The sequence below is a fragment of the Clostridium sp. DL-VIII genome (assembly GCF_000230835.1).
In the GTDB taxonomy this organism is placed as follows: Bacteria; Bacillota; Clostridia; order Clostridiales; family Clostridiaceae; genus Clostridium.
In genome coordinates this window covers 2047355-2066854 of sequence record NZ_CM001240.1, presented here as the reverse complement: position 1 = coordinate 2066854, position 19500 = coordinate 2047355, and the positions used below count along the sequence as shown (strand labels likewise).

At 37.1% G+C, this 19500-nt stretch carries 11 protein-coding genes and 1 pseudogene; 6 read left to right on the top strand and 6 right to left on the bottom strand.

Annotation, left to right across the window (positions count from 1 at the left end):
* The first annotated feature begins 40 nt into the window (after positions 1-40).
* From CDLVIII_RS09415 to CDLVIII_RS31890, 3 genes and pseudogenes are all read left to right on the top strand, one after another.
* Positions 41-1441, top strand: coding sequence for a glycosyltransferase (locus CDLVIII_RS09415; RefSeq protein ID WP_009169219.1), 1401 nt, complete (start codon positions 41-43; stop codon positions 1439-1441).
* A 224-nt stretch (positions 1442-1665) separates the two neighbouring features.
* Entirely contained in the window at positions 1666-3771 is a 2106-nt protein-coding gene (locus CDLVIII_RS09410; protein WP_009169218.1) for a DNRLRE domain-containing protein, read from the top strand.
* A 342-nt stretch (positions 3772-4113) separates the two neighbouring features.
* Positions 4114-4578 (top strand): annotated as a pseudogene (locus tag CDLVIII_RS31890) (DNRLRE domain-containing protein); the annotation flags it as partial.
* A 38-nt stretch (positions 4579-4616) separates the two neighbouring features.
* Here CDLVIII_RS31890 and CDLVIII_RS31885 read toward each other — a convergent pair.
* Complete coding sequence (locus CDLVIII_RS31885) at positions 4617-7502, bottom strand: DUF4573 domain-containing protein (RefSeq protein ID WP_242835959.1); 2886 nt, start codon at positions 7500-7502, stop codon at positions 4617-4619.
* A gap of 1997 nt (positions 7503-9499) precedes the next feature.
* Between CDLVIII_RS31885 and CDLVIII_RS09400 the strand changes: the two genes are divergently transcribed.
* Positions 9500-10552, top strand: a complete 1053-nt coding sequence (locus tag CDLVIII_RS09400) for a glycosyltransferase family 2 protein (RefSeq protein WP_242835867.1) — start codon at positions 9500-9502, stop codon at positions 10550-10552.
* 41 nt (positions 10553-10593) lie between these two features.
* Here CDLVIII_RS09400 and CDLVIII_RS09395 read toward each other — a convergent pair whose 3' ends face one another.
* The 5 genes from CDLVIII_RS09395 to rfbF all read right to left on the bottom strand — a co-directional run bounded on the left by CDLVIII_RS09395 (position 10594) and on the right by rfbF (position 16568).
* Positions 10594-11523, bottom strand: a complete 930-nt coding sequence (locus tag CDLVIII_RS09395) for an NAD-dependent epimerase/dehydratase family protein (RefSeq protein ID WP_009169215.1) — start codon at positions 11521-11523, stop codon at positions 10594-10596.
* Positions 11524-11648: 125 nt separating this feature from the next.
* Positions 11649-13379, bottom strand: a complete 1731-nt coding sequence (locus CDLVIII_RS09390; RefSeq protein WP_009169214.1) for a thiamine pyrophosphate-binding protein — start codon at positions 13377-13379, stop codon at positions 11649-11651.
* 13 nt (positions 13380-13392) lie between these two features.
* Positions 13393-14736 carry a lipopolysaccharide biosynthesis protein RfbH gene (rfbH, locus tag CDLVIII_RS09385; RefSeq protein WP_009169213.1) on the bottom strand — a complete coding sequence of 448 codons (1344 nt, stop codon included), beginning with the start codon at positions 14734-14736 and terminating at the stop codon, positions 13393-13395.
* Between the two features lie 3 nt (positions 14737-14739).
* On the bottom strand, positions 14740-15810 hold the full coding sequence (gene rfbG / locus CDLVIII_RS09380; RefSeq protein ID WP_009169212.1) for a CDP-glucose 4,6-dehydratase: 1071 nt from the start codon (positions 15808-15810) through the stop codon (positions 14740-14742).
* Complete coding sequence (gene rfbF / locus CDLVIII_RS09375; RefSeq protein ID WP_009169211.1) at positions 15795-16568, bottom strand: glucose-1-phosphate cytidylyltransferase; 774 nt, start codon at positions 16566-16568, stop codon at positions 15795-15797. Before rfbF ends, rfbG begins: the two co-directional genes overlap by 16 nt.
* Before the next feature lie 376 nt (positions 16569-16944).
* On the opposite strand from rfbF, the gene CDLVIII_RS09370 reads away from it, so the two are divergent.
* Both CDLVIII_RS09370 and CDLVIII_RS09365 read left to right on the top strand, forming a co-directional pair.
* On the top strand, positions 16945-18075 hold the full coding sequence (locus CDLVIII_RS09370; protein WP_009169210.1) for a glycosyltransferase family 61 protein: 1131 nt from the start codon (positions 16945-16947) through the stop codon (positions 18073-18075).
* A 284-nt stretch (positions 18076-18359) separates the two neighbouring features.
* Positions 18360-19499, top strand: a complete 1140-nt coding sequence (locus CDLVIII_RS09365) for a glycosyltransferase family 61 protein (protein ID WP_009169209.1) — start codon at positions 18360-18362, stop codon at positions 19497-19499.
* The last annotated feature ends 1 nt before the right edge of the window (position 19500 follow it).

Sequence of the window (19500 nt, the reverse complement as noted above, 5' to 3'; positions counted from 1 at the left end):
AAATTTATCATACTAAACTATTACAGGAGATATTAAATTAATGTTTCAAAATAGGAAAACTTCAATAATAATACTAACTTATAACAATCTTAATTATAATCGTATATGCCTTGAGAGTATAAGAAAATATACAACTTCTGGCACCTATGAGATAATTATTGTGGATAACAATTCTAATGATGGAACTAGAGAATGGCTTAAACAACAAACTGATATCAAACTTATTTTAAATGATGAAAATTTAGGCTTTCCAAAAGGCTGTAATCTTGGAATAGATATTGCTGAAAAAGATAATGATATTTTAGTTTTAAACAACGATACAAAGGTTACACCAAGATGGCTTGATAACCTCAAAATCTGTCTCTATAGTGACGAAAGAATTGGAGCTGCTGCATCCATTACTAATAATTGTTCTAATTACCAAGCAATAAGTGTTCCTTATACAGATATAGAAAATATGATTGATTTTGCAGATAAGAACAATATTTCTAATAGTGAAAAATGGGAAGAAAAATCCAGACTAGTGGCTTTCTGCATGTTAATTAAAAGAGAGGTCATTAACAAGATTGGAACTTTTGACGAAAGGTTTACCCCTGGTAACTTTGAAGATGATGACTTGTGCATGAGAATTATAGAAGCTGGATATAAACTTATGGTTTGTAATGATAGTTTTATACACCACTTCGGCAGCACCTCCTTTAAGGAGAATTATACAAAATTCAGCAACATTTTAAAAACAAATGCTCATAAATTTGAAGCAAAATGGGGTTTTAATTCGAACTCTCAAAGTCTATTAAAATTTGATATTATAAGTCGTATAAACGAACCAAGAGAAAAAAAATTAAATATTCTCGAATTTAACTGTGGCCTTGGTTCTACGCTGCTTAAATTAAAATATATGCATCCTAACTCAATGCTATATGGAATAGAACCAAATAAAAATATAGCCAGAATATGTGAGAAAATAATAGAAACAACAACTGAGGATTTTGAGGAAAACTATACAATGAACTTTAAAGAAAGTAAACTAGGTTTTTTCGACTATATAATTATTGGAAATAAGCTTCAATTTAGTAAAGACCCGTGGAAATTGCTAACTGAGTTAAAAAAGTTTTTAAAACCCACTGGATATATAATAGCTACAATACCAAATCTAATGCATTATTCAGTTATAAAAGGTTTATTAAAAGGAAGCTTTATGTATAACAATGATTCCATATTAAATCCTCATTACACTAAATTTTTCACCTTACCAGATATACAGAAAATATTTGAAGAATGTGGTTATGTAAATCCATATATATTCCATTATTCTAAAGAAATATCTCAAGAAGATGACATTTTTTTAGATCGAATATGCGATATTGTTGGAAGTAATATGAAAGGCTTTTTTATGTCCTATCAGTATGTAGCCAAGTTCCAGAATAATAATTCCATCTAAATACTACTAATAACCCAGCTAACCTAAGTCATATAAATACATGACTTAGGTTTCTCTATTTTTCATTCATCTTTTCTTTAAATAAAAAACAATGCAAGATATTATCACATTATGTGATTATTTATTATGCTGTGTCACTTCTAATTATTTTACATATATTATATTAGCCCATTATATAATGGGCAAATTATTCGAAAGTAGAAGAAAATGAAGGAGATGATACAATGGCTAGCGTAATTCTTAATCCCACCGCAGATGCATATATATCATTGTTAAATCCCAACACAAACTTCGGATTTTCAAGTCTTCTATTTACAGGAAGATTTGTTCAGCCTAATGACTTATTCAGAAGTTTATTAAAATTCGATTTAACTGGTTCTGTTCCGTCCGGAAGTTCTATAGCAAACGCTTCTTTAAATTTATTCGTTTTTAGAAAAGATCTTCCTGATGCTGTTTTGTCTCCACAAACTGTCAGCGTATTTACAAATGCAAGCGACTTTTCTGAAAGTACAGTTACGTGGAATAATTCACCAGCAATAAATCCGACAATTTATTCTATAAATGTAACTGATGCAGATGTTGGTAGGTATATAAGTATTGATATAACTAATTTAGTAATAGATTGGGCAAACAACCCAGCAACAAATTTTGGTGTAACATTAACTGGTATTGAAAATGTAATTGATACAATTATAGGTTACCTTTCAAAAGAGTGGGCAATTGAAACACAAAGACCATTCCTTAGCATAGAATTTCAATCTGGAATAACAGGCCCTACTGGTTCCACCGGACCTACTGGTCCTACTGGCCCTACCGGACCTACTGGTGCCACTGGCCCTACTGGTGCAACTGGAGAAACTGGACCCGCAGGAAATACTGGCAGCGCAGTTACTGGTGCTACTGGACCTACTGGTGTAACAGGTCCTACTGGCGTTACAGGTCCTACTGGACCTACTGGTGCTACTGGTGTAACAGGTCCTACTGGTGATACTGGCGATACTGGTCCTACTGGTGATACTGGCGTTACAGGTCCTACTGGTGATACTGGCGTTACTGGCCCTACTGGTGATACTGGCGTTACTGGCCCTACTGGTGATACTGGTGATACTGGTGTTACAGGCCCTACCGGTGATACTGGCGTTACTGGTGATACTGGTGTTACTGGTCCTACCGGTGATACTGGCGTTACTGGCCCTACTGGTGATACTGGCGTTACTGGCCCTACTGGTGATACTGGCGTTACTGGCCCTACTGGTGATACTGGCGTTACTGGCCCTACTGGTGATACTGGTGTTACAGGCCCTACAGGTGATACTGGCGTTACTGGCCCTACTGGTGATACTGGTGTTACAGGTCCTACCGGTGATACTGGCGTTACTGGTCCTACTGGCGATACTGGTGTTACAGGACCTACCGGTGATACTGGTGTTACAGGCCCTACCGGTGATACTGGCGATACTGGTGTTACAGGACCTACTGGCGATACTGGTGTTACAGGACCTACCGGTGATACTGGCGATACTGGTGTTACAGGACCTACTGGCGATACTGGTGTTACAGGACCTACCGGTGATACTGGTGTTACAGGACCTACCGGTGATACTGGTGTTACAGGACCTACCGGTGATACTGGTGTTACAGGACCTACTGGCGATACTGGCGTTACAGGACCTACCGGTGATACTGGTGTTACAGGCCCTACCGGTGATACTGGCGTTACTGGTCCTACTGGCGATACTGGTGTTACAGGACCTACCGGTGATACTGGTGTTACAGGCCCTACCGGTGATACTGGTGTTACAGGACCTACTGGCGATACTGGTGTTACAGGACCTACCGGTGATACTGGTGCTACAGGTCTTACCGGTGATACTGGTGCTACAGGTCCTACTGGCGATACCGGTGCTACTGGTGCTACTGGTGCTGGTTTAGCAGCAGATGGTTATGTATATGAACTTGCAACAATAGCCGATTCAACTGTTGTTGGTGGTGCAGACGTTCCATTCTCTAACAATGGACCATTAAGTGGGGTAACTCATACACCAGGTACCACTACTATTACCGTAACAAGTGCTGGCGTTTATGAAATCAATTATGGTATAAGTATAACAGCAGGTGTTGGTTCACAAATTGCAATTGCTGTAAATGGTACTGTTGATGCATCTACTCCTATAACAGCTTTAGTTGCTACTGGTGAATTATTCGGAAGTGCTATATTAACTCTTGCTGCCGGAGATGTCATCACTTTAAGAAATAACTCAGCAACTCCTTTAGTAATGACATTAGCCCCAGGTGTTGGTTCTCAGTTGACTATTAAGAAATTAGATTAGTATATAAAAACTGCTCTCTGCTTGTAAAGCAGAGAGCTTTTATATAAAGCACAATCAAATAAATAACAAGTCCATATGTATAATATAGAACTTTAAAATTAAGATAATAGTACATCTATCAAAATTCTACATATCATCATAGTACACACTATCAATAAATTTCAATACAAATTTCTACTTTCTAATAAAGTTTGTATTTTCTAATCTTATGAATGACGTCTAAAAGCTATTTTTATTAAAATAAATTTTAGACACTATTCATCGTACTACACCATTTTTCACAATTTTACATATATTAACTAAGGATATATATGTATTATTCTAAATTAAGGAGATGATGCAATGCCTACTACTATTCTCATTCCTATTGCAGATGCATATATCTCATTGTTAAACCCAAACACAAATTATGGATTTTCAAGTCTTCTATTTACTGGAAGATTTGTTCAACCTAATGATTTATTTAGAAGTTTATTAAAATTTGATTTAATTAATGCTGTTCCTTCAGGAAATACAGTTTCTAGCGCTTCCTTGAACTTATTTGTTTTCAGAAAAGATCTACCTGACTCTGTTTTATCCCCTCAAACCGTTAGTATATTTACAAATGCAAGTGACTTTTCAGAAAATATAGTTACATGGAATAATGCACCATCAATAAATCCAACAATCTATTCTATAACTGTCACTGATGCAAATATTGGTAATTATATAAGCATTAATATCACTAATTTAGTAATAGATTGGATCAATAACCCAGCGACAAACTTTGGTATAACATTAAATGGTATTGAAAATATAATTGATACTATTATAGGTTACTTCTCTAAAGAATGGACTGTTCCAAGTCAAAGACCATTTCTTAGCATAGATTTCTTCTCTGGTAATACTGGCACTACAGGACCTACTGGCGACACTGGCGCTACTGGAGTTACAGGTTCTACTGGACCTACTGGCGACACCGGAGCAACCGGAGTTACTGGCTCCACTGGATCTACTGGTAATACTGGCACTACCGGAGTCACAGGTTCTACTGGATCTACCGGTGACACTGGCTCAAGCGGAGTTACGGGTTCTACTGGCGACACCGGTGCAACCGGAACTACAGGGTCTACTGGACCTACTGGCGACACTGGTGCTACCGGAGTCACAGGTTCTACTGGATCTACCGGACCTACTGGCGATACTGGTGTAACCGGAACTACAGGTTCAACAGGGCCTACCGGCGACACTGGTGCAACTGGCGTTACAGGTTCCACTGGATCTACTGGTGACACTGGCGCTACTGGAGTTACTGGTTCTACTGGACCTACAGGTGATACTGGCGCCACTGGAATTACAGGTTCTACTGGATCTACTGGTGATACTGGCGACACTGGCTCAACCGGAGCTACAGGTTCTACCGGGCCTACTGGCGACACCGGGGCTACTGGAGTTACAGGTTCTACTGGATCTACCGGTGACACTGGCGTAACCGGAGCTACTGGGTCTACTGGATCTACTGGTGACACTGGCGTAACCGGAGTTACAGGTTCTACCGGAGCTACAGGGTCTACCGGACCTACTGGCGACACTGGTGCCACTGGAATTACAGGTTCTACTGGATCTACAGGCGATACTGGCGTAACCGGAGCCACAGGGTCAACAGGATCTACCGGTGACACTGGTGCTACTGGAGTCACAGGGTCAACAGGATCTACCGGTGACACTGGCGCTACTGGAGTTACTGGTTCTACTGGACCTACCGGCGACACCGGGGCGACTGGAGTTACTGGTTCCACTGGATCTACCGGTGACACTGGTGACACTGGCTCAACTGGAGTTACTGGTGATACTGGCGTAACCGGATCTACAGGTTCCACTGGATCTACTGGCGACACCGGTGCAACTGGCGTTACAGGTTCTACTGGATCTACCGGTGCTACTGGAATTACAGGCTCAACTGGAGCCACAGGTGACACTGGCGCTACTGGAGTCACAGGTTCTACCGGATCTACCGGTGACACTGGCGCTACTGGAGTTACAGGTTCTACTGGATCTACCGGTGACACTGGTGCTACTGGAGTCACAGGTTCAACAGGATCTACTGGCGATACTGGTGCAACTGGCGTTACAGGTTCCACTGGATCTACCGGTGACACTGGCGCTACTGGAATTACAGGTTCTACTGGATCTACTGGTGATACTGGTGATACTGGCGCAACCGGAGTCACAGGCTCTACTGGACCTACAGGTGATACTGGCGCAACCGGAGCCACAGGTTCAACTGGACCCACCGGTAATACTGGAGCTACCGGAATTACAGGTTCCACCGGATCTACTGGTGACACTGGCGCTACTGGAGTTACTGGTTCCACTGGACCTACTGGCGACACCGGGGCGACTGGAGTTACTGGTTCCACTGGATCTACTGGTGATACTGGCTCAACTGGAGTTACAGGTTCTACTGGATCTACCGGCGACACTGGCGCTACTGGAGTCACAGGTTCTACTGGACCTACTGGCGATACCGGCGCAACCGGAATCACAGGCTCTACTGGACCTACCGGTGACACTGGCGTAACCGGAGCTACAGGTTCTACTGGACCTACCGGTGATACTGGCTCAACTGGAGCTACAGGTTCTACTGGATCTACCGGCGACACTGGCGCTACTGGAGTCACAGGTTCTACTGGACCTACCGGTGATACTGGCTCAACTGGAGTTACAGGTTCTACTGGATCTACCGGTGACACTGGCGCTACTGGAATTACAGGTTCTACTGGACCTACCGGTGATACTGGCTCAACTGGAGCTACAGGTTCTACTGGATCTACCGGTGACACTGGCGCTACCGGAGTCACCGGCTCTACTGGACCTACTGGTGATACTGGTGATACTGGAATTACAGGTTCTACTGGACCTACCGGCGACACTGGTGCAACTGGCGTTACAGGTTCAACAGGATCTACTGGTGACACTGGCGCTACTGGAGTTACTGGTTCCACTGGATCTACTGGCGACACCGGTGCAACTGGAGTTACAGGGTCTACTGGACCTACAGGTGATACTGGCTCAACTGGAGTCACAGGTTCAACAGGATCTACCGGTGACACTGGCGCTACTGGAGTTGCTGGTTCCACTGGACCTACCGGCGACACTGGTGTAACCGGAGCTACAGGGTCTACCGGACCTACTGGTGACACCGGTGCTACTGGACCTACAGGTTCTACTGGAACTACCGGCGACACTGGTGTAACCGGAGTCACAGGTTCTACTGGAACTACTGGCGATACCGGCGCAACCGGAATCACAGGTTCTACTGGAACTACCGGCGACACTGGTGCAACTGGCGTTACAGGTTCAACAGGATCTACTGGTGACACTGGCGACACCGGGGCGACTGGAGTTACTGGTTCCACTGGAGTCACAGGTTCTACTGGATCTACTGGTGACACTGGGGCTACTGGCGTTACAGGTTCCACTGGACCTACCAGTGATACTGGCGCTACCGGAGTCACAGGTTCTACCGGACCTACCGGTGATACTGGCCCAACTGGAGTTACAGGGTCTACTGGATCTACCGGTGATACTGGCTCAACTGGAATTACAGGTTCTACAGGATCTACCGGTGACACTGGCGCTACTGGAGTTACTGGATCTACTGGCGACACCGGGGCTACTGGAGTTACAGGTTCTACTGGACCTACCAGCGACACTGGTGCTACCGGCGACACTGGCGCTACCGGAATCACAGGTTCTACTGGAACTACTGGTGACACTGGTGCTACTGGAATTACTGGGTCTACAGGTGATACTGGCTCAACTGGAGTCACAGGTTCAACAGGATCTACCGGTGACACTGGCGCTACTGGAGTTACTGGTTCCACTGGATCTACTGGCGACACTGGCGCTACCGGAACTACAGGGTCTACTGGAACTACCGGCGACACTGGTGCTACCGGAATCACAGGTTCTACTGGATCTACCGGTGACACTGGTGCAACCGGAGCTACAGGGTCTACTGGATCTACCGGTGATACTGGTGCAACTGGAATCACAGGTTCTACTGGACCTACTGGTGATACTGGCGCTACTGGAGTCACAGGTTCTACTGGAACTACAGGCGATACTGGTGCTACTGGAGTCACAGGTTCTACCGGATCTACCGGTGATACTGGTTCAACTGGAATCACAGGTTCTACTGGACCTACCGGTGATACTGGCGCTACTGGAATTACAGGTTCTACTGGACCTACTGGTGATACTGGCGCAACCGGAGTCACAGGTTCTACTGGACCTACTGGTGATACTGGCGCTACTGGAGTCACAGGTTCTACTGGAACTACAGGCGATACTGGTGCTACTGGAGTCACAGGTTCTACCGGATCTACCGGTGATACTGGTTCAACTGGAATCACAGGTTCTACTGGACCTACCGGTGATACTGGCGCTACTGGAATTACAGGTTCTACTGGAACTACAGGCGATACTGGTGCTACTGGAGTCACAGGTTCTACCGGACCTACCGGTGTAACTGGTGCAACCGGAATCACAGGCTCTACCGGATCTACCGGTGATACTGGTTCAACTGGAATCACAGGTTCTACTGGACCTACTGGTGATACTGGCGCTACTGGAGTCACAGGTTCCACTGGATCTACTGGTGATACTGGCTCAACTGGAGTTACAGGTTCTACTGGATCTACTGGTGACACTGGCGCTACTGGAGTCACAGGTTCTACTGGATCTACCGGCGACACTGGTGCTACCGGAGTTACAGGTTCTACTGGATCTACTGGCGATACCGGTGCAGCCGGAATCACAGGTTCTACTGGATCTACCGGTGACACTGGCGCTACTGGAGTTACAGGTTCTACTGGACCTACTGGTGACACTGGTGCAACTGGCGTTACAGGTTCTACTGGACCTACTGGTGATACTGGCGTAACCGGAGTTACAGGTTCCACTGGATCTACTGGCGACACTGGTGCAACCGGAGTTACAGGTTCCACTGGAACTACTGGCGATACCGGCGCAACCGGACCTACTGGTGACACCGGCTCTACTGGAGTTACAGGTTCTACTGGACCTACTGGCGTAACTGGTGCTACCGGAGTTACAGGTTCTACTGGACCTACCGGTGACACTGGCGTAACCGGAGCTACAGGTTCCACTGGATCTACTGGCGTAACTGGTGCAGGAAGTACCTTAGCTCCTACAATGGCGAGCGCTTCCTTAACACTTAACCCTAATGGAAGTGTTACTATACTATCTAGAGATGTCACTGCTAGCACTAATCAAGTATTAAAACTAGATTCAATGTCCGAAATTAATATTGTAACGGCAGCAGCATTAGTAACTTACAATTATACGATTCAATTTCAATTGTTACGTGGTGGAACTACTATCGCTACAATTAGCATTACTAATTCTGATGATCTTACGCTTGCTACTTCTAGAAATTTAACTGAAATTCCTAATCTCACCTGGTCTGATACTCCAGGTGCTGGAACTTTCACCTACACTGTTCTGCTTACAATGTCTAGCGCTAATATTAATTCTGCTACCACTACTACTAGAGCACTAAATATAACAGTATTTTAACTAACCAAAAGAAGATTACCTGTGTTTTTTATTCAGGTAATCTTTTTTTATCATCATATCAATATGTGTCAAAATATTTTTACTACCATATTATATAGTGTAAAACTTTAAAGAAGGTGGTTATTTGATAACTATTAGTCTTTGTATGATAGTTAAAAATGAAGAAGATGTAATTGCAAACTGCTTGGAATCAGTAAAAGATATAGTTGATGAAATGATAATTGTTGATACTGGTTCTGATGATAAAACCAAAAAAATTGTTAAAAAATATACAGATAAAATTTATGATTTTAAATGGATTGATGATTTTTCTGCCGCAAGAAATTTTGCTTTTAGTAAAGCTACCAAGGATTATATTTTTTGGCTAGATGCTGATGATGTTGTATTGCCTGAAGATGGTGAAAAATTCAAAGTTTTAAAAGAAACTTTAGATCCTACTGTTGATTCTGTAACTGCCAAGTATAATACAGCTTTTGATGAATACGGAAATGTTACTGCAAGTTACAGGCGTAATCGCCTAGTTAAGAGGAGTAATAATTTTCAATGGTTTGGCTTTGTTCATGAATATCTAGCAGTTGGAGGAAATATAATTAACAGTGAAATTGCAATAACTCATAGGAAGTTAAAGCAAACTCCAAAAAGAAATCTCGAAATTTATCAGAATAAATTAAAAGAAGGAGTTGTATTTACACCAAGAGACATTCTCTACTACGGCAATGAATTATATGACCATAGAATGTTTGATGAAGCATTGCAATACTATAATAAATTTTTGGATTCAAAGCAAGGCTGGTTTGAAGATAATATCAGGGTCTGTGAAAAAATATGTGACTATTATCAATCAATAGATAAGGTAGAAGATGGGAGAAGATATGCATTTAGGAGCTTCGAATATGACACTCCTAGAGCTGAAGCTTGCTGTAAAATAGGCTTTTCTTTTTTACATGAAAAGAAATATAAGCAGTCAGCTTTTTGGTACGAGCAAGCTACCAAACTAGAAAAGCCAAAAGACAGCTGGGGATTTTTTAATGATGCATGTTGGACATGGTTACCTCATTTACAATTATGTGTTTGCTATGATAGACTCGGAGATCATAAGTTAGCGTATGAGCATAATGAAATTGCTGCCAAATTTAGGCCTAATGATTCGCGTATACTATATAATAGAAACTATTTTAAAACCATAGGAATTGGTTAATAAATTAAATGAACAGAATATCTTTAAGTTATTCTGCTCATTTATTTGTATTCAATATTAAAATTTATAAATTTTAATATCTTTTCTATGCCATCTATAAAATTTACATTACAAGACCATCCTGTATTTTGTTTCAATTTATCTACAAGTGGTTCAAACCCTGTTGCTGTTTCACTGTTATACGGTATTGCTCCAAATTGCAATTCACTCTGCGATTTGCAGGTATTTTTCATATCTATTATAAATTCTTTAAGCTTTCTGCTTTCACCACTTGCCATGTTATATATTCCATCAACGCAGGAAGTATTTGCAAGCAGATACATTGTTCTCGCTAAATCTTCTACATAAATAAAATCCCACATTTGTTCACATTTAGTTAATTGTACATTTTCATTTTTTATCATCTTATGCAATACTGACATAACAAGTGTTTCCTTATAATCATAAATTCCATATACACTAAATATTCTTGCCCATATAAATTTAATATTATTTTTCGCTGCAATTTTTCTAAGAGTCTTATACGCTTTTAATTTGGATTTCCCATATTCATCTGTTGGCTTTGAACTGTGAGTTTCGCTAATTTTCCCTATGCATTTACCATATTCAGCCTGGGAGCCTGCTCCTATAAATGTATCGCATCCTAATAATTTAGCTGCTCTCATTGCACTTATTGCAAAGTAATAGTTTTCTTCTTGAATAGCGGCATCATTTCGATATGGTAATCTGGTCCCATTCCAAGCTAGATGATAAAATATATCTACTTTTTCAATTTTAATTTTCTCTGTAATCCTATCTATTTCTTTCATATCCATTTCAATAATCGTTAATAAATTACTTTTAGGTAATCTATTTAAGTTTTTTGAATTAGGTCTGGCTACAGCTATGACATTACAATCATTTTTAAGATATTCTTTAATTATATGTATTCCTATAAAGCTAGTAGCACCAGTTATTACTACATTTTTCATAACTTATCATCATCCTTTGGATTGCTAAATCATAAATCTAGTAGAACTAGCTAATTACTAGCTTTACTAAGGCATACTCAAGCAAATAACAAGTCCATTTGCCAGCCTATTTTCATATGCCTAATTTAAATATCACAAATTTTTATCAGCCTATTAAACATTTCTCTATCCAAGGCAGGATCTTGATCATATATGGGTTTATTTATAGCTAGTTTTGGATATAAATAAGTAGCATCAGTTAAACAAATCTCTATAAAGCAAGGATTTTCATCTACTAATCCACTTGCACATTTTGAAATTTCTTCTATTGAATTTATTTTCATATATGGCAAGCCATATGCCTTTGCTATTTTTTGAAAATCAGGTGTTGTATATCCCTTCTCCTTTTTTGTTTGTACAAAATTAGAATCCAGGTACATTTCTTGAAAGTGGCGAATCATTCCTAACGATTTATTATTAAGCAATATTACTTTAACAGGAATATTTTCTCTTGCTATAAATTGAAGCTCTTGAATATTCATCTGCAATCCGCCATCTCCATTGAAAGAAATAACACTTTTTCTGCTTCCATAATATGCACCAATCGCGCATGGAAGCGAATACCCCATTGCACCATGCCCTCCAGAAAATAGCATTCTTTGATTGCTCTTAATTACAAAAGACTGCGCTATCCACACCTGATTTTGACCGACATCGGTTGTTATAATAGAGTCATCTGGAACAATACTCGAAAACTCTTTTACAACGCTGTTTTCATATTGTGAATCAATATCTTTAAGCTCCTTTTTTATTTTAGTACATGCATCTATCCATTTTTTATAATTGGCCTTTAATTTAAATTCATTTGCATTTAACATTGGAATCATTTTCTCTAAGTCTGCTAAAATTGATATTTCATCAGCTTTTATTCTATTTGTGAGTTCAAAATCATCTATATCCACTCTTAAAAGTTTCGCCCTATCTGCAAAAATTTTAAGATTACTTCCTGTTTGTCTGCAATCAAGCCTAGAGCCTAAGCTTATAATCAAATCACTATTTGATATTATAAAATTTGCACATCTATGCCCATAAGCGCCTATAAATCCATAATTATTTTTAGTGTTACTAGGTAGTACATCTCTTCCAATCATACTTGTGACAACTGGAATTCCTGTTAGCTTTACAAATCTTCTAAACTTTTTAATAGCATTTGCGATATTGATACCATTTCCAGCTAAAATGACTGGCTTTTTAGAACTTTTTAGTATTTTGAGCATAGTACTTTTCATATCATTATAGTCCAAATTATCTATTTTACTTTTATTTTCTTCATAACATCTTAATTCTTCTAAAATAACATCAGCTCTTTGAATATTCATTGGAATATCAATTAAGACTGGTCCTTTTCTACCATTGCTGCTTAGATAAAATGCTTTTTCAAGTTCATACCTAATATCTTTTTCATTTTCAATCTTTACTGCATATTTTGTAATAGACTTTACAATGCTTACAATATCAGTTTCCTGAAATCCTTTTTGCCTTATGGGAAGATTTCCTTTTGCTTCATAAGTATTAACCTGACCTGTAATAAAAATGCATGGTATAGAATCAAAATAAGCATTTGCAATACCAGTAACTAAATTTGTAGCACCAGGTCCGCTAGTAGCATATGCAATTCCAGGTTTATTTGAAACTTGTGCATATCCGCAAGCAGAAAAAGCTGCTCCTTGTTCATGATAATTTAAATGAATTAAAATATGTTCTTTATATTTATCAAAAGAATCCATAAGATGTGTTACCATTCCACCTGGATATCCAAATACATCACTAATTCCTCTCTCTATAAGAAAAGATACAATATAATCACTTACCTTCACATTACAGTTCCCTTCATAATTGTTTATTAACTGCCTCTTTAATTGTATCTGCCATATAATTTATCATATCATTACTCATTTCTGGATACACTCCTACCCAAAAACTATCTCTCATAATTTTGTCTGTATTCTCAAGACCCCCAACTATGCGATATCCATTGCCGTTTGCTCTCATTTCATCAAAACATGGATGTTTTATTAAATTCCCTGCAAACAGCATTCTGGTTTGAACACCTTTACTTTCAATATATTGGACAAGTTTATTTCTATCTACTCCTTTTTTGCATGTAATAAGAAAACCAAACCAGCTTGGATTAGAATTCTGACAAGGTATGGGCAGAAGAAGCTTATCTTCTAATTCTACTAATTTCTCTTTTAATTCTTTAAAGTTTTTACGTCTTTTTTTAATGAATGCTGGTAATTTTTTAATCTGTGCACATCCAATGGAAGCCTGCATATCAGTTGCCTTTAAATTATAACCAAAATGTGAATATACATATTTATGATCATAACCTAATGGCAATTCACCATATTGTTTATCAAAACGGTGATTGCAATAGTTATCCATTCCTGGCGGGCAGACACAATCTCTTCCCCAGTCTCTAAGTGAACGAATTATTTTATTAAGTAGTGGGTCATCTGTATATACTGCTCCTCCTTCACCCATAGTCATGTGATGTGGAGGATAGAAGCTTGAAGTACCAATATCTCCTATAGTACCAGTAAACTTTTCTTCTCCATTTATTGTATATTTTGCCCCTAAAGCATCACAATTATCTTCAATGAGCCATAAATTATTTTTATTGCAAAAATCTTTAACTGAACTTAAATCAAACGGATTTCCTAATGTATGAGCCACCATAACTGCCTTTGTCTTATCTGAAAGAGCCTTTTTTAGCCTTGTCACATCAATGTTATACTGTGGAATTGTGACATCTACAAAAACTGGTATTGCACCAAATTGAATTATAGGTGCTACTGTAGTCGGAAATCCTGCAGCAACAGTAATTATTTCATCTCCCTTTCTAACAGCTCTATTTTCTAAAAGCGGTGAAGTAAGTGCCATAAAAGCAATTAAATTAGCGCTTGAACCTGAATTAACTAAACTGCAATATTTTATGTTTAATAACTTAGCAAATTCAGTTTCAAACTTCATGGTATATCTTCCTGCTGTAAGCCAAAATTCAAGTGAACTGTCCACAAGATTTACCATTTCTTCACTATTATAAACTCTAGCTGCATAAGGAATTCTTTCTCCCCTTTTATAATTAGTTTTTTTATGGTATTTATCATAGTATTCACTGACAAGTCTTAAAATCTCCGCTTTGTCTTTTTCCCTAACTAGCTCATCTGCCATATCTTATTCTCCCTTATAGAAAAATTCTATAATCTGTCTATTCATACATTCATTTATATCATCTTTTTTTAAATAGCATTTTGCCCATTCGACGGTATTTTCTATTGCAGTTTCTACATTCCATGTTGGCTTCCAGCCAAATACAGTTTTTATCTTGGAACAATCTAATTTTAAAAAGCTTGCTTCATGAGGCCCTTCAATAAGTTTATCTTGCCAATTCATACCTTCTCCCCACTTTTTGCAGAATAATTTTACTAAATCTATAGTCTTTATACAATCATCCTCATTAGGACCAACATTATAATATCCTGAATATTTCATATCTTCATATTGCTTTTGTGCTATCAAAATATATGCTCCTATTGCTTCTAAAACATGCTGATATGGCCTGATTGAATACGGATTTCTTATACTAATAGGTTGTTTTCTTTCAGCAGCTCTAATACAGTCTGGAATTATTCTATCACTTGCAAAATCCCCTCCTCCTATCACATTGCCAGCCCTTGCTGTAGAGACAGCAGTTTTTCCTTCTGCAAAGAAAGAATTTTTATAACTATGCGTAACAAGTTCGGAGCATGACTTACTATTAGAATAAGGATCAAAGCCATCTAATTGCTCATTTTCACGATATCCCCATTCCCATTCATTGTTTTTATACACTTTGTCTGTTGTAACATTTAAAAATGATTTTACACATTCATTTTTTCTGATACATTCAAGTATGTTTACCGTCCCAATCACATTAGTCTCATAAGTTAAAACCGGATCTTTGTAACTATCACGCACAATAGGCTGCGCTGCAAGATGAAATACTATTTCCGGCTTATATTTACCGAACACCTCCATAAGTCTTTTTAAATCTCTAATATCTCCAATTATGGAATTTAACCTCTTTCCAATTCCAGATAACTCAAACAAACTTGGTTTCGTAGGTGAATTTAAAGAATACCCTGTAACTTCCGCACCAGCTTGTACAAGTATTTTGCAAAGCCAGGCTCCTTTAAATCCAGTGTGACCTGTTACTAAAACTTTCTTTCCTTTATAAAACTCAAGGGTTGCTACCATTTTTTCCATGGGGCTTCACCACTTTCCCATAAGGCTTCAAGCTGCTGCTTATCCCTCTGTGTATCCATGCACTTCCAAAAGCCTTTATGTCTGTATGCCATAAGTTGTCCAAGCTTAGCAATTGTTTCTAGAGGCTCTTTTTCAAATACTGTAACATCACCTTCAATATAATTGAAAATTTTAGTACTTAGTACCATAAAACCGCCATTAATCATACTTCCACAATTATCATTCTTTTCACTAAAAGAATTGATCACATTATCTTTATTTATATCAAGAACTCCAAATCTCTGTTCAATATTTATTGCTGTCATACTTGCCATCTTTCCATGACTTTTGTGAAATTTAGCTAACTCAGAAATATCAACATCACTGACTCCATCTCCATAAGTAAGCATAAATGTGGAATCACTGATATATTTTTGTATTCTTTTAACTCGCCCTCCTGTCATAGTATTAAGACCCGTATCCACCAATGTAACTTTCCAAGGCTCTGAAAAATTACTGTGTACTGTCATTTTATTATTTTTATCAAAATTAAAGGTAACATCGCTTCCATATAAATAGTAATTTGAAAAATACTCCTTAATCACATGTGATTTATATCCACAGCAAATTATAAAATCATTATATCCATAATGAGAATATATTTTCATAATATGCCATAAAATAGGCATGCCTCCTATTTCAATCATAGGCTTTGGCCTCAAGTGACTTTCTTCTGAAATCCTTGTGCCAAATCCGCCTGCTAATATAACGACTTTCATCTATTACTCCTTTTTTAATTGCTTTCTTTAAAAATTTCAGCTATTTATTTGCATAATTTCAAGTCTTAATATTTTATATAATATAAGCACAAGGAATATAATACACACTCAAAAAATAACAAATCCATCTACCAGTACATTTCTTCACTTCATAGGCATAAATCATTTTTTATATACTTATATGCAGCAGAAAAAAGGTTATGCGAAATAATGCTGAATAACTCCTTCATCAGAATAAAATAATGCACTTTTTGTATTCAACTATACTGAATCATCATAGTATATACTGAATAATTCTTTAGAATTTAATTACCTTCCTGTGCTTGACAGAAATGCAATCAAAAATCCAAACCATTATTAAATAGAGGTGTAATAAATGACCATTGAAAAAAAATTAAATAATATTTCCTGTAAAAACTATTGCGATATTCATAATATGAAATATTCCATTATAAAGAACGAGCATCTTCAAAAACTATATATACCAAATTATAGAGATACCAAAGATTTTATTAGTAATATAGATGTACCATACCCTGAGATCCTTATTTCTGAATTAAGCGATGTTAATATAATTGGTGCTAATTATATTATTTTTGATAAAGATAATTATTGCATTTATGATATTGCACTTAAAGATGATGAAAAAAAATTTGATTTAAAAATTAACAATACAGTATATGTAGATAAGGATATTACATGTATTAGTTATGACGATCCTGCTTTGAGTATTGAAGAAGGTATAATGCTTACATCGGGATGTGCTTTTAACTTCTCTCATTTTCACACAGAGGTGCTTTCTAAATTATGTCTTATTAATGAATTTAAAGAATATGCTGATATGCCACTATTAATTGATGAAATTTGCTTTAGTATACCTCATTACCTAGAAGAATTACAGCTGTTAAATAAAAATAATCACAAAATAATCTACCTAAGAAAGGGAAACTGCTATAATGTAAAAAAGCTTATATATCTTTCAGATTTAGTAATGTATCCAATTGAAATAAAAAGAGGTTGTCCACTCCATTACAAAGATTCTGTTTTAAATGATTTATGTATTAAACCGCTGAATAAAGCTTTAGCAATTGAAAATAACAACATATTTAAAAAAATATATATCTCCAGAAGAAATTCAGGCAATCCTCGATTAGAAAATCAAGATATTATTGAACAGATTTTCACCGAGCGTGGTTATGAAATCATCTATCCTGAATTTATGTCTTTTGCAGATAAATTAAAGATATTTTCAGAAGCTGAATTCATCGCTGGTCCATATGGTGCTGGCTTTACAAATATTCTATTTGCAAATAAAAATGCAAAAATCATATGTATACAGCCTAAGGCCATAGAATCACCTTGGATTTCTAATATATCAGGCATATTAGGGCAAGAATCTTATTTCTTAGATGCAGAATTATCTAAAATAACCCCTCATAGATATTGGCAGAATGCATTCAAACCTGATGCAGAATTTGTAAGAAATTTTTTAACACAATTTAAATAAGTATATATCTTTCAAGTATGGTACCTCCTTACCTCTATATTAGCTTGTACACTTTTATTAAATTCGTAATACTATAAATTCTATTATTAAATTTCATGTAACATTAACATTGTTCAATTCATAAAATGTATTAATTTTATATGATTTCTAATTGAAATAATTCTATTATAAATGAAACAAATAATTCTAAAAATTCATTTAATATTTTAAAGTTAATATTCACATATATAATAAAAATTTAATCTTAATATATTATTGACAGATTGAAAGGTGGCTTATAATTAATGCCTGTCCAAAAAGTTTTAACAAATATTACTTGTAAAGAATATTGTACTTCTCATAATTATAAATATTCTGTTATAAAAGAAGCACATCCTCAGAAAATATACTTGCCAAATTATAGTGATAATACCGAAGCGATTGCTTCTATAGATAGTAAATTTCCCGAAATTTATACAGCTGAATTATCTAATGTAAATTTAATTGGTGCTAACCCTATAATTTTTGATGATAAAAATTTTTGTATCTATGATTTAGCATTTAAGAATTATGAAAATAAATTTGATTTTAGAGGCAATAACATTTTTGACATGAGAAATCATCAAGCTTTTATTGGTTATACTGAGTCATCTAAAATTATTAAGGAAGGAATAATGCTTACTTCAAGTGCCTCTTCTAATTATTCTCACTTTCAAATTGAAGTAGCTTCTAAATTATTACTTGTAAATGAAATTTCCGAATATAACCACATTCCAATATTAGTTGATGCGATTTGTCTTACTATACCTCAGTTAAAAGAAGAATTGGAGATGTTAAATAAGCAAGGAAGAGAGATTATCCCTTTAATTAGCGGTTATAATTATAAAGTAAATAAACTAATATACATTTCAGATTTAGCGACCTATCCCTTAAATCTAAAACCAGGCTTTTTAGTAAAATATGAAGATATTATCATTGACGATTTGGCTATCAAACCTCTAAATAAAAATTTATCAATACAAAACAATAATCTTCATAGAAAATTATATATTTCAAGAAGAAAATCTCCCATACCAAGGTTAGAAAATCAAATTGAAGTAGAAAATATTTTTAAATCCTCTGGTTTCGAAATTATATTTCCTCAAGATATGTCTTTTCATGATCAATTGCAGACTTTTTCTGAAGCAGAATTCATAGCTGGTGCATCTGGTGCTGGACTTACAAATGTAATATTTGCAAATAAAAATGCAAATATAATATTTATACAGCCAAAGAGCATTCAATCACCATGGTACTCAACTATAGCTGGTATATCTGAATTAAAATACTATTTTCTAGATGGAGGTCTTTCAGGGCACTCCAATATGCCATATTATCAAGGTACTTTTATATTAAATGAAGAATATTTAAGAGATTTTCTAAACACTCTCTTAAAAACTAACTAGA

Excerpts from the sequence above, each read along its gene's own strand:
- CDLVIII_RS09415 (WP_009169219.1), top strand. The coding sequence starts at position 41 with ATGTTTCAAAATAGGAAAACTTCAATAATAATACTAACTTATAACAAT.
- CDLVIII_RS09410 (WP_009169218.1), top strand. The coding sequence starts at position 1,666 with ATGGCTAGCGTAATTCTTAATCCCACCGCAGATGCATATATATCATTG.
- CDLVIII_RS09400 (WP_242835867.1), top strand. The coding sequence starts at position 9,500 with ATGATAGTTAAAAATGAAGAAGATGTAATTGCAAACTGCTTGGAATCA.
- CDLVIII_RS09395 (WP_009169215.1), bottom strand. The coding sequence starts at position 11,523 with ATGAAAAATGTAGTAATAACTGGTGCTACTAGCTTTATAGGAATACAT.
- rfbH (WP_009169213.1), bottom strand. The coding sequence starts at position 14,736 with ATGGCAGATGAGCTAGTTAGGGAAAAAGACAAAGCGGAGATTTTAAGA.
- rfbG (WP_009169212.1), bottom strand. The coding sequence starts at position 15,810 with ATGGAAAAAATGGTAGCAACCCTTGAGTTTTATAAAGGAAAGAAAGTT.
- rfbF (WP_009169211.1), bottom strand. The coding sequence starts at position 16,568 with ATGAAAGTCGTTATATTAGCAGGCGGATTTGGCACAAGGATTTCAGAA.
- CDLVIII_RS09370 (WP_009169210.1), top strand. The coding sequence starts at position 16,945 with ATGACCATTGAAAAAAAATTAAATAATATTTCCTGTAAAAACTATTGC.
- CDLVIII_RS09365 (WP_009169209.1), top strand. The coding sequence starts at position 18,360 with ATGCCTGTCCAAAAAGTTTTAACAAATATTACTTGTAAAGAATATTGT.